This window comes from Nostoc sp. WHI (genome assembly GCF_015714725.1).
Taxonomy (GTDB): Bacteria; Cyanobacteriota; Cyanobacteriia; order Cyanobacteriales; family Nostocaceae; genus Nostoc.
This window is the reverse complement of record NZ_WBKM01000145.1, coordinates 99,613-111,512: the sequence shown is the minus strand read 5'-3', so window position 1 is coordinate 111,512 and position 11,900 is coordinate 99,613. Positions and strand designations below refer to the sequence as shown.

The following is an 11,900-nucleotide window of genomic DNA, read 5'->3' as shown; positions in this document are numbered from 1 at the left end:
TATTGGGCATTGGGCATTGGGCATTGGGCATAGGTAGGTTATTCTCCTTGTCCCCCGGCTCGCCACTCTCTATGCCAAGTGCATCTTCAAAACGCTGCGGTTAGCTTTACGGACTCTGGCTAAAATGGTTTCTTTGCCTAAACGCTGGCAAGCTTCATACCGATGGCAACCAGAAAAGCCATAATATTGTCCATCTACTTCTAGGACATCAATGGGTTCTTGCTGCCCAATCTCCGCAATCGATTCCATTAAAGCTTGCACTTTATTTGGATCGTTTGCACGGGGCAACGGCCGTTTAATTTGGTTTAATGGAATCGATTGGACTCTGACCATAAAAAGTTTATCCAACTATTTCTGTTTTGTGTCTCTAGCTAAATCATAGTCATTATGACTTCATTTTGCAACTAATGTTTGGAGCAAAACTGGTAATGGTATCATTGGAGCATTCATGCGACAAAAACACCGAACTAAAAAGCAATTGGAAAATCAGCTCCAACGCCGCATCAAGGGGCAGAATGAGGCAGCCATGAAATTTTCGTTTTGGCGTTTTTCCTACACTGTACTGACAACATTTTGCCTTTTGGGACTGACTGCTGCATCAGGGCCTAAGAGCGACATCCGGGATGTAGAACTGAAAATTGGGATTGTGCAGCGATTTGGCGAACAACCCACAGCCAAGCTGCAACTGGAACCAACAAAAGGCGATCGCTTAAAACTAAAATTTAAAACGGGCAACAAGCAGCAAGTCCTGGTTACTAAAAATCCTGTAAAGCTGGAAACTCTCATGCAAGCTTTACCCCAGGCAGCAGTTGAAGAAGTGATAGTTTTAGGCACATACCGTACTTTTGAAACTGCGGAAGACAGCGCTAACAAATGGCGTTCTCAAGGAATGAAGGTAGAAATAGCCCAGCCAGAACGCTGGCAGGTTTGGGCGAAACGGGATGTTTACAGCACTCCTTTACTGCGACGCTTGTTATTGCAGAACATCCAAGCTGCTACTCAAGAAAAAGTATATCTTGATACTAAGATTTTAAAACAAGTGCCGCGCGTGAGTTTGGTGGTGGATGGCAAGCGCTACAGCCAGAATGGTTTAGAAATCAGCACTGATAAAAACTTGATTCGGGTGAATAAAACCGAAAAATCAGAGAATGCTCGTCTTTATGCAGGGCGACTGAATTTGCAGTCAAATGCCTATGGCACATACACTCTAGTTAATCAAGTACCCTTAGAAACTTATTTGCGTGGAGTTGTACCTTACGAAATAGGCACGGATGCACCAGCAGCAGCGCTAGAAGCCCAGGCAATTCTCGCCCGCACTTATGCCTTGAGAAATTTACGCAGGTTTGCCGCAGATAACTATCAGTTATGTGCTGACACTCACTGCCAAGTTTATTATGGGCTGAATGGAGCAGCTGCCAAAACAGACCGAGCGATCGCTTCAACTAGAGGCAGGGTACTAACTTATAAAGACCAGCTAGTAGATGCCCTGTATTCTTCTACTACTGGCGGCGTTACCGCCTCTTTCAGCGATGTCTGGAATGGTGAAGATCGTCCTTATCTCCGCCCTGTACTGGATGCTGCGACTAATTTTTGGAACTTGTCTAAGCAGAGTTTAGCAGATGAAAAGAACTTCCAAAAGTTTATTAATAGGCAACAAGGATTTAATGAAAGCAAGTGGGATATGTTTCGTTGGCACAAGGAAACCCCGTTAAAGGATATTACCAAGGACTTGCAGAAGTTTTTGCTGGTGAAAAGTAGTCCGCATGGCAAATTTAAAACAATTCAGGCTATGGCAGTAGTTAAGCGAAGCCAAAGTGGACGTATCCTCGAACTTGCAGTTAAAACGGATAACAGTACCTTTATTCTTCACAAAGACGAAGTTCGCAGTGCCTTTGCCGCTCCTACAAGCACGCTTTTTTACATAGAACCTTTGAATAAAGGCAAATCAGAACTGTGGGGATACGCCTTTATTGGTGGTGGATTAGGACATGGAGTAGGCTTGAGTCAAACTGGCGCTCAAAATTTAGCTAAATTAGGTTGGTCGAGTCCGAAAATTCTGCAATTTTACTATCCCGGTACTCAGATTCAAGTTCTCAGTGAGGAGATTAAGCTCTAAGCTATTCACTATTCAAGTTGCATCTTTAGAGGATGTTTGAAAAGTCCTCTTGTCGGTATCAAAAGTTTTAGATCCCTCTAAATCTCCCGATAAATTGGGAGACTTTGATTCCGGTTCCCCCTTTTTAACCTACCGTGTACACACAAGTCTTTCCTAAAACCTCACCCTGGTTATGCTACGCAAAACCTGTCCCTCTCCTTAGTAAGGAGAGGGATGTCCGCCAGGACAGGGTGAGGTTTTCCAAGGATTTCGGGTAATTCGATGACTTGTGGAGAGGGATGTCCGCCAGGACAGGGTGAGGTTTTCCAAGGATTTCGGGTAATTCGATGACTTGTGGAGAGGGATGTCTGCCAGGACAGGGTGAGGTTTTCCAAGGATTTCGGGTAATTCGATGACTTGTGTGTACACGGTAGCCTACAATGGAGGGGGCAATGATCCCGATTAGTAATGAAATCTAATTGCTTATATAACGATAAGCTTTAATTATATAATTGTTGGCCGACAAAGAAAAGCATAAAAGCCCCTAGACTTCTCATACTAGAGTTCAATAGTCAGGACATTTATTTATCTTGGCTCTTAATGTATTAACTCAATAAATATATCAATGAAGCAGAAGCAGGAACACAGTCAATCTTATGTTCCTGCTTTGTTATGAAATTAGGCTTTTTGTCAAAGTATCTTGAAAAAACATAGATAGTATGAGGAGATTATATCCCCTAGATGCGCTGCTTCTATTTTTTCAACATCAGTAACTCTTGCAAGAGATTTATCGTTGAGGCGCCTAACCCTTAGTAGAGTTCTTCTTCTTTGTGAGTTTCGATTGTTACGTCAGAGCTTGGGTAAGCGACACAGGTTAGCACATATCCAGCTTCTATTTGATCGTCATCTAAGAATGACTGGTCACTCTGATCAACTGTACCTGATACGAGTTTCCCGGCACAGGTCGAGCAAGCGCCAGCGCGGCAAGAGTAGGGCAGATCAAGACCAGCTTCTTCAGCAGCATCTAGAATATATTCATCATCAGGAACATCAAGTGTTGTGTTAAGCCCTATGGCCTCGTTGATTAGGGTGACTTTAAAAGTAGGCATTGAGTAATCCTCTCTTTTTGAAACGGCAGTGTAAGTTATCCTAAAGCAAAGTTTACAGCTGCCCTATGTGATTAGCGGCTGATTGAAATTTGCTTCAATTCTGATACTACGAGAAAAATTAAACAATATAACTGGAAATTTAACGCGATTAGTAATGAAATTTAGTTACTCAATCCAGATAAGTTTTATTTATATATTTATCCACTTAATGAGGCTGTTATTAAAGAAACTATCTTCTAAGTAAAAAAACGTGAATGGAATTGATGCCACTTATATTTGAATTCCCTTCCAATTGGTTTTTTCTGCCTACTGTTCCCTTCTGTTGTGGTCGATGCTGTGCGTAGCAAACTTTAAGAGTAGGGGTACGAGAACGTACTTCTAACTTGGTTCAAATCAAGTCTCATGCCTCCTTGAAAAAGAGGTAAGGAGCAGGGGGAAGGACGAAGTTTTGACACTCCCCGCTCTAAAGAGACGGGGATTCTTGGATCTATGACAAAACTTGCTCAAGCAGGTTTTCACCAACTGGAGTAGGGGTTTCATCTCCCCAAGCGTTACTTGCATCTAGTGCAAAGGTTCCCGTATGCCCTACGGTACCCAATCCTCGACTAAGGATATTTCTCGCTGCGTTTTCATTACGATCCATTACACAACCGCACAAACATACGTGTGTCCTGGTAGATAAAGTTTTCTTAACAACTTCACCGCAGCTAGAGCATTCCTGGCTACTGTATTGCGGATTAACCGCAACCGTGACGCGCTTAAATACTTTACCGAAGTACTCAACCCAGACACGGAACTGATACCAAGATGCGTCATTAATGGACTTGGCTAAACAATGATTTTTCACCATGTTTTTAATCCTCAAGTCTTCATAGGCTATCAAGTCGTTAGACTGAACTACGCACCGTGCTAATTTCACAGCATGGTCTTTACGTTGCCTACTTATTTTGAGGTGGCGTTTTCCTAAAATCTGTCTTGCCTTGCCTCTGTTTTTTGAGCCTTTCACTTTTCTGGAAACACGACAATGTGAACGCTTAAGAACTTTTTCGCCTTTACGCAGAAACTTAGGATTCTCAATTACTACGCCGTCAGAGTCGGTGTAGTATTCCTTCAAACCGACATCCAGCCCAACTGTATTACCAGTTGGTTCTATATTTTCAGAACGGTCTACATCAATGCAAAATTGAATATATACACCATCGGCACGTTTTACCAACCTCACCCGTTTTATTTGGTTAATTTGATAGAAGTGCAAGTCACGAGTACCTTTGAGTTTTAATCGTCCGATACCTTTTTTGTCAGTAAAGGTGATAGATTTTCGATTATCTGCAAGCTTCCATCCTGACGTTTTGTATTCGACAGAACGACAATCTTTCTGGAACTGAGGATAACCTTTTAAACCAGGAATACCTTTCTTGCAGTTGTCATAAAACCGAGAGATAGACGACCATGCTCGTTCGGCACTAGCTTGTCGAGCCATTGAGTTGAGTTCATTAGCAAACGGAAAGTTAGCCGCAAGTACAGCACAGTATTTCTGCAAATCGTTTTTACCCGTGCCTAAAACATCCATCCATAACCGAATACAGCTATTACGAATAAACTTTGCAGTCCGAATCGCATCATCTATTGCTGTGAACTGCGCTGACTTCCCATAAGCTTTAAACTCAAAAACAAGCATCTTTCCACCTCTTATCTTATACTACCATATTTGGTATAAGATTAATTAAAAATAGAATAAAAAGCCGTCCTACAAGCACGGGGCTTTAGACCCAACTTTTCGGTAAAGTAGTTGGATTCTCTATAAAGAAAAAATCCCACTACTAGAAACGTGGGAGGATCAAAAACAGAACTAGTGAGGATCATGTATAATCCAGAAGCAGCTTTGGAAAAAGCAAGAGTGCGTGTAGGTTTGGTAGGTACTGGGTATGCGGCAAAGTTTCGGGCTGAGGCATTGCTGCATGATGAGCGATCGCATCTAGTAGCAATTGTTGGTCATACCCCGGAAAAAACAGAAACCTTTGCCAAAGAGTACCAGATTGAAGCATTGAGTTCTTGGCAACAGCTAGTAGAGCGCGAAGATGTAGACCTGGTGGCAATCTGCACTGTGAATCGAGATCATGGTGCGATCGCTAGTGCAGCCCTTACCAACGGCAAACACGTAATTGTAGAGTATCCTCTTTCTTTGGATGTGGTCGAAGCTGAGGAACTAATTGCCTTAGCCAAAGCCCAACAAAAACTCTTGCACGTTGAACACCTGGAACTTTTGGGTGGTTTGCATCAAGCTTTGAAGCAAAACTTAGCCAAAATTGGTGAAGTGTTTTATGTTCGCTACAGCACCATCAATCCCCAGAATCCTGCACCCCGCAAATGGACTTATAACCATGAGCTTTTTGGTTTTCCCTTAATTGGTGCACTATCCCGCCTACATCGCCTCACCGATTTATTTGGTAAAGTATTTACAGTCAACTGTCACCAGCGATATTGGGAAATAGAACCCGAATACTATCAAACCTGTTTCTGCACTAGTGAACTGTGCTTTACCAGTGGACTTTTAGCCCAAGTAATTTATGGCAAAGGCGAAACTATTTGGCAATCAGAACGCAAGTTTGAAGTTCACGGTGAAAAAGGTGGTTTAATTTTTGATGGTGACACAGGATTGTTTATCCAGCCAGGGGAAACAACACCTATAGAGGTTGGCCCTCGCCGGGGTTTGTTCGCTAAAGACACGAGTATGGTGTTAGACCATCTTTTTGATGGCACTCCTTTGTACGTTACCCCAGAGGAGAGCTTGTATACCTTAAAGGTTGCTGATGCTGCACAAAGAGCTGCACACACAGGGTTAACTATGTTTATGAAAGATACTTTAGATAAAAGTTAATGAAAACCGAACAAAAAACTGAACTAATTGTTATTTTATCCCAACGAGAATTAGATAAAATGCGTCAAGCTGGACGTTTAGCAGCCAAACTTCTCCAGCATCTTGAACCGTTGGTGAAGCCAGGGGTTAGCACTCTCGAAATCAATGATGAAGCCGAACGTTGGACGCAAGCGCATAAAGCAAAAAGCGCCCCCCTTGGCTACAGAGGCTATCCTAAGTCGATTTGCACTAGTGTAAATGAGGTAATCTGTCACGGCATTCCCAATGCCAAGCAAATTCTCAAAGAAGGTGACATTATTAATATTGATGTTACCCCAATTGTTGAAGGTTATCACGGCGATACATCCAAGACATTCTTTGTCGGCACACCTTCCCCAAAAACGAGAAAGCTGGTGGAGGTGACAGAGGAATGTCTCCGCTTAGGTATTGCTGAAGTTAAACCAGGGGCCCGCATTGGCGACATTGGTGCAGCCATTCAAGAGTATGCTGAAGCACACGGCTTTTCTGTAGTCCGAGATTTTGTTGGACACGGCATTAGTAACATTTTCCATACTGCGCCGGATGTTCCCCACTATGGCACACGCGGTAAGGGCAAGCGCCTTAGACCAGGGATGGTTTTTACCATCGAGCCAATGATTAACGAAGGCACTTATGAAGTTGAGCTTCTCAGTGATAAGTGGACTGCTGTAACGCGCGATCGCAAGCTTTCTGCTCAATGTGAGCATACCTTGGCTGTAACTGAAGATGGCGTTGAAATTCTCACCCTACCTGAAGGCGAGAATTACTAGATTGTTAATAGGGCGGTTTTTATTTAATAAAAACCCAACCGTAAAAACTTTTACCAAAGCTATTAAAAGACTTGGTTCTGGTACAACTATTGCACGCCGAGATTTTAAAGTAACTTCAGGATATGACGAATCAAAATCCTTGAGATATTTATTAAAAAAAGCCAAACTATAGGCGTTGATTATTTCTGCGCCTCTCTGGCTATTAATTGAATCAACAGGAAACAGCAGTGCGTCAATTATTTCCTGCGGATATAAGTTTGAGAATATTGAGCGTAGTAGAGGTGTGTCGTTCAGCCTAACAAGCTATATTGCAGTTAGACAATAAATTAGGAAAAATACCTGTGTTTCCCCTCTACGACGAAAATCCGACGCGAATCACCCCGTATTTCACCTACGGGTTAATTGGCATGAATATTTTAGTTTTTATTCATGAGGTAAGCCTGTCAAATGCACAATTAAGTCAGCTTTTAAGTCAGTATGCGGTAGTGCCTCAAGAGTTAACCACCGATTTTAGTAGAGAGTGGATAACATTATTTACGTCGCAATTCTTACACGGTGGTTGGTGGCATTTAATCTCTAATATGTTGTTTCTCTGGGTTTTTGGCAACAATATTGAAGATCGATTGGGTCATTTCAAATATCTGATTTTTTATTTAGCATGTGGTGCTCTAGCTGCCTTGTGCCAATGGTTTATTGGCATAAATTCTGAGATTCCTTCCTTGGGAGCAAGTGGTGCAATTTCTGGGGTTTTAGGTGCGTACATTATCCGCTTTCCCCAGGCTAGAGTTATGACCTTAATATTTTTGGGCTTTTTCTTCACTACAATCAGAATTCCAGCACTAGTCATAATTGGACTTTTCTTTGTGCAGAATGTGATATCTGGTCTTGTTACCCTCCAAGCAGCCGCTAACATGAGCGTGCAAACTGGTGGAGTTGCCTATTGGGCACACATCGGTGGTTTTGTTTTTGGGGTGATTCTTGCTCCCCTATTTGGGTTGTTTAGACGTGACTAATAGGCATTTTAAGCCTCTTTTTCATTCTCTATTTTCCATGCTCCTATGTTTTCCTGGGACGCGCTGCAACTTCTTCTGATTCTTCGACAATTCTCGGTTCTACCTCAGATGAAAACGTTTCTACAGGTAAAGCAACGATGATATCAGCGCCATTGATAATTGCCCCCAATAGTCCCAGTTCAGACTCAACCAATTGATCAATAGCTTCACCCAACATGTTCTCTTGTGTATAATTTGGTCGTGCCACCAGTACCATGCCATCAGTGTAGGGTTGAATTAACAAAGGGTCATTGGATATGCTGAGGGGACTAGTATCTAAAATGACTAAATCAAAACGCTCGCGGACATCCTCCATCAGCCGCCGCATTTCGCTTGATTCAAGAATAGCAGCAGATTGCCGCACAGGACCAGGACTCGGAAGAATGTATAAATTTTCTACATCGGGAACCAAACGAATACATTCACTCAAATTAGCGTAATAACGCAGGGGTTCAATAGTGGCGTCGGGATCAGGAATTACTTTCAAGGACGTACAACGGGAAGGCGATCGCAAATCGGTTTCGATAATCAAGGTTCTTTTACCAGCACGGGCCGAAGCTATACCCAAGTTATAAGCACTTGCCGTTTTACCCTCTTGGCTGCTAGTGCTAGTAATCAACACCACCTTTAAGTTTTTACCACCAATCCGGCGTAGATTACTACGGAACTTCTCATAAAATTCTAAATAAGGAGAATCCTGGGAAAGTACCACCGGCACTGCATCTTTATCTAAATCATCAACTGGCATTAAAGGCAATTCTCCCAATAGTGCCACTTCCCGTTGCTTGAGACTCTCGCGGATATCCTCCCTGGTTTTGAAAGTCCCTTCCATTGCTCCCAACAAAAACACCACCCCGCCACCAATCAACACACCTAAGAAACCACCCACAGCAAGGGTAATAGGTACACTCTTAGGAGGTTTGACATCGACAACTACTGTGGGGCGTCTGGCAATGCTGAGGCTGCTGGTGGTTTCTGCCTCTGCGGTTTTAGCATCGGTTAGCTTCACCTGCATTTGGTCATAAATGGCTTTTTTGAGTCCAACCTCCTGTTCTAAACGCGATCGCTCTAATTGCTTATTGGGTATCAAAGAATACTCTCGTCGGAGTCGCGCTTCTTGTTGAATTTCTTGGGCTAGTTGTTGTTGCAGCGTTTCCCCTTGGGTTTGCAAAGACACCATTTGGTTTGCCAATTGCTGCCGTGCTGGATCTAAGCTGCTTTGGGTACGAATACCTGCAATGTTACCCTGGAGCGGAGCTGCCACACCAGCACCGTCTAGAACCTCAGATGCACGTTGTTGCAGCAATTCCTCAGCAGCTTGTTTCTGACGCCCCAACTGAACCATCGTTGGGTGTTCAGGTCGCAAATCTTTTCTGAGTACGGCGATTTGTGACTCGCTTTGATAAATTTGCGCTCGCAAGTTACCAATAATTGGATCGGCACTCAAAGCAGAAGAAATATAAGCTTGTCCAACTGTTAACCCTAACTTATTTTCTAAACTGCGAACTTGACCATTAACTCCAGAAATAGTTAATTGAATTTGCCGTTGGAGATTTTGGCTGGAAGTAATGGCACTTAGCAAACTGCCATTCTCTGCTGCTAATATTGCTGTTCGCTCTATGCGATCGTACTGTTCCAGCTTCTTCTCAGCAACTTGCAGTTCTCGTTTCGCTTGTGGTGTGCGATCGTTAATTTTTTGAATAATTGCTTGTAGTCGCCCAGTATTGATATCACTGCTCAACTTGATCATTGCTTGCATCAGCTCTGCCAAGACCTCTGTAGCTCGTTTGGCGTCACTATCTACATATTTCAATTCCAAGATACTAGATTCTAATTCTCCACTCCTGGGGTTTTTTTTAGGTAGAGAAAGGACGACACTGCTACCGAGCTGTTTCGGTTTGACATTCACTTTTTCTGCCACTGCCGCAATTATCTGATTTGATAGTAAAACTTCCGCATTTAGTTCCTTTCCTTGCTGTTGGATTTCACTACCAGTTGCAGAAAAAGAAACTGGTGGCCCACTATAGGTAAGTGCGCCAGATGCTATATAGCTAGTAGGTGGTTCTGGTTGCACAGCTACGACTGTTGACCCTACTACAACTAAAGCAAAACTAGCTAATCCAATCCACTTGTACTTATCAAAAGCAATAAGATAGCGCTTAACAATTGGTGGGGTCATGGTCACTTCGCTCCAATTCAAAATTCAAAATGACGCTTGCAGACTCGCTCTAAGCGTTGGCGCAGCCTCTCGTAGAGAAGCCATGCCGTTCGCCTAGCGTCTCGCAGAGAAGGCTTTACGCTGCGCTAACAAAATTCAAAATCAGGAAGCACCAAACTAAAGATAGTGGCTTTGATACAAGGACGCTATCAACTTCCTACTGTATATAGCGTTTTCTATCTTGGTGAGGTACACTCTTACGAGTAAATCTCTTGCTAGATAAAGGTTTTTGTGTACTTCATGCGAGTGAGAACGGCTATATCTCGGTTGATATCTTTAATATTTTTCCATTAATTAATTCAAATAGAAGTTGAAGAAGTGGCTGCCTCCACTCCAAACTATTTCCAGATTGTATCCTTCTTTTCTAATCACTAATTTGAATTACCGCCACCGAAGTTGTCAAAAAACCGCAGAAAGGATTGAACATTGAAGAAAGGTTGGGTAATGGTAGTCAAGAAATTAGTAATTCTACCGATGAGGTTCCGACCGACAACAAGAACATCATTATCTTGAAGTGATACGTTTTGGGACGCATCGCCTCCTAAAGCTTTTTTAGCATCAAGTTTTTGGGTAACAGCTTTACCTTGTTCCGGATCAAAGCGAACCAGAGCGATGTCCCGAAGGTTAGCAGTATCGAGATTTACTCCTCCCAAAGCATCGACAAATGTACTGCCGTTAGGCAGTGCTTGAATGGAAATACCTCCAGCAGCATAGTTCAAAACCCGGACTCTAATCTGTGGTGTGGCCAAGGATGAACGTGCTACCAAATTGCGGTCATAACTGTCCTCATTACCAACTTCACGACGGGGGACGAGTATCGCATCTCCGTCTTGTAAGCGTAAATTAGGTATTGAACCGCCATTTTGCAGTGCTGCATATAAATCAATAGTTTGCGAAATCACGGAACCATCGATTAACTTCCGGCGTACTTGCACTTGTCGCAGGTCTGCATTCAATGTTGAACCACCAGATATTAGCAAGGCATCAGCAACGCGGGGTGTTGATGAATTAATCGGATAAATTCCTGGTCGAAATATTTCTCCGCTAATGGTAACTTGAACTGGCCGCGTCCCTGCCAAAGATACTACCACGATCGGATCTGGTAAAACGCGACTTAAACCCAAGCGAATTTTTTCTTGAGCTTCTTCTAAAGTTAAACCTTGTAATGACACTGTTCCCACTTGCGGCACTACAATGTTGCCTTCTGGACTAATTACAGCTTGAAAACTCAAGTCTGGACGCTGCCCTGCTAGTCCTAAAACTATTACTGGATCAACGACATAACGATTTAAACCCAAGCGAATTTTTTCTTGAGCTTCCTCCAAAGTTAAACCTTGTAATGACACTGTTCCCAGTAGAGGCACCACAATGTTACCTTCTGGATTAATTACAGCTTGAAAGCTTAAATCTGGAAAGCGCTGAACCGCAACACTAATTCCATCTCCTATTCCTAAGCGGTATGGGCCAGGAGGACGCTGAAGCACAACGCCAATTGTGTCTCCTGGTCCCAAGAGGTAGCGGCTGAGTTGGGGGGAAATTTCGTCATTTGCATCTGGAGGTACAACCTCAGTACCTGGCACAGGCGAAGGGGGTTGTCCTGGTGATTGTCCTGGAAAAGGCTGGGCAACGACAAGTTGAATAGGTGTTGTTAAGAAAACTCCTATTTGAAGACTGACAAAACACAGGGCGCTGAATGCACGCATATAAGAACTGGTATCTATGAACATCAGTGCAGGGAAATTGACATAAGAATTAGTCGC

9 protein-coding genes are annotated in these 11,900 nt (G+C 43.1%); 4 read left to right on the top strand and 5 right to left on the bottom strand.

Going from position 1 to position 11,900, the window contains the following annotated elements; genetic code table 11:
• Nucleotides 1–69: 69 nt before the first annotated feature.
• Nucleotides 70–333, bottom strand: a complete 264-nt coding sequence (locus F8S12_RS15000; protein WP_196515949.1) for a ParB N-terminal domain-containing protein — start codon at nt 331–333, stop codon at nt 70–72.
• Between the two features lie 115 nt (nt 334–448).
• Between F8S12_RS15000 and F8S12_RS14995 the strand changes: the two genes are divergently transcribed.
• Complete coding sequence (locus F8S12_RS14995) at nt 449–2,116, top strand: SpoIID/LytB domain-containing protein (RefSeq protein ID WP_196515948.1); 1,668 nt, start codon at nt 449–451, stop codon at nt 2,114–2,116.
• A gap of 788 nt (nt 2,117–2,904) precedes the next feature.
• On the opposite strand, the gene F8S12_RS14990 is transcribed toward F8S12_RS14995, so the two are convergent.
• Nucleotides 2,905–3,204 (bottom strand): ferredoxin, encoded by a 300-nt coding sequence (locus tag F8S12_RS14990; RefSeq protein WP_196516594.1) that lies wholly within the window; start codon nt 3,202–3,204, stop codon nt 2,905–2,907.
• Nucleotides 3,205–3,691: 487 nt separating this feature from the next.
• Complete coding sequence (locus F8S12_RS14985; RefSeq protein ID WP_196516593.1) at nt 3,692–4,882, bottom strand: RNA-guided endonuclease InsQ/TnpB family protein; 1,191 nt, start codon at nt 4,880–4,882, stop codon at nt 3,692–3,694.
• A 183-nt stretch (nt 4,883–5,065) separates the two neighbouring features.
• On the opposite strand from F8S12_RS14985, the gene F8S12_RS14980 reads away from it, so the two are divergent.
• The 3 genes from F8S12_RS14980 (at nt 5,066) to F8S12_RS14970 (ending at nt 7,883) form a co-directional block, all read left to right on the top strand.
• Nucleotides 5,066–6,082: a Gfo/Idh/MocA family protein gene (locus F8S12_RS14980; protein WP_196516600.1), complete on the top strand. Its 1,017-nt coding sequence runs from the start codon at nt 5,066–5,068 to the stop codon at nt 6,080–6,082.
• Complete coding sequence (gene map, locus F8S12_RS14975) at nt 6,082–6,870, top strand: type I methionyl aminopeptidase (RefSeq protein WP_196516592.1); 789 nt, start codon at nt 6,082–6,084, stop codon at nt 6,868–6,870. The genes F8S12_RS14980 and map overlap by 1 nt, the downstream gene beginning before the upstream one ends.
• Nucleotides 6,871–7,211: 341 nt before the next feature.
• A complete protein-coding gene (locus tag F8S12_RS14970) occupies nt 7,212–7,883 on the top strand; it encodes a rhomboid family intramembrane serine protease (protein WP_196516599.1) in 672 nt (223 codons plus the stop codon).
• A 43-nt stretch (nt 7,884–7,926) separates the two neighbouring features.
• Here F8S12_RS14970 and F8S12_RS14965 read toward each other — a convergent pair whose 3' ends face one another.
• Nucleotides 7,927–10,101, bottom strand: a complete 2,175-nt coding sequence (locus F8S12_RS14965) for a GumC family protein (protein WP_196516591.1) — start codon at nt 10,099–10,101, stop codon at nt 7,927–7,929.
• Nucleotides 10,102–10,511: 410 nt separating this feature from the next.
• Nucleotides 10,512–11,867 carry a polysaccharide biosynthesis/export family protein gene (locus F8S12_RS14960; protein WP_196516590.1) on the bottom strand — a complete coding sequence of 452 codons (1,356 nt, stop codon included), beginning with the start codon at nt 11,865–11,867 and terminating at the stop codon, nt 10,512–10,514.
• Nucleotides 11,868–11,900: the final 33 nt, after the last annotated feature.

Bases quoted from the DNA above. Each gene is read 5' to 3' on its own strand.
- F8S12_RS14980 (WP_196516600.1), top strand. From the start codon at position 5,066: ATGTATAATCCAGAAGCAGCTTTGGAAAAAGCAAGAGTGCGTGTAGGT.
- F8S12_RS14965 (WP_196516591.1), bottom strand. From the start codon at position 10,101: ATGACCCCACCAATTGTTAAGCGCTATCTTATTGCTTTTGATAAGTAC.
- F8S12_RS14990 (WP_196516594.1), bottom strand. From the start codon at position 3,204: ATGCCTACTTTTAAAGTCACCCTAATCAACGAGGCCATAGGGCTTAAC.
- F8S12_RS14960 (WP_196516590.1), bottom strand. From the start codon at position 11,867: ATGTTCATAGATACCAGTTCTTATATGCGTGCATTCAGCGCCCTGTGT.
- F8S12_RS14985 (WP_196516593.1), bottom strand. From the start codon at position 4,882: ATGCTTGTTTTTGAGTTTAAAGCTTATGGGAAGTCAGCGCAGTTCACA.
- F8S12_RS15000 (WP_196515949.1), bottom strand. From the start codon at position 333: ATGGTCAGAGTCCAATCGATTCCATTAAACCAAATTAAACGGCCGTTG.
- F8S12_RS14995 (WP_196515948.1), top strand. From the start codon at position 449: ATGCGACAAAAACACCGAACTAAAAAGCAATTGGAAAATCAGCTCCAA.
- map (WP_196516592.1), top strand. From the start codon at position 6,082: ATGAAAACCGAACAAAAAACTGAACTAATTGTTATTTTATCCCAACGA.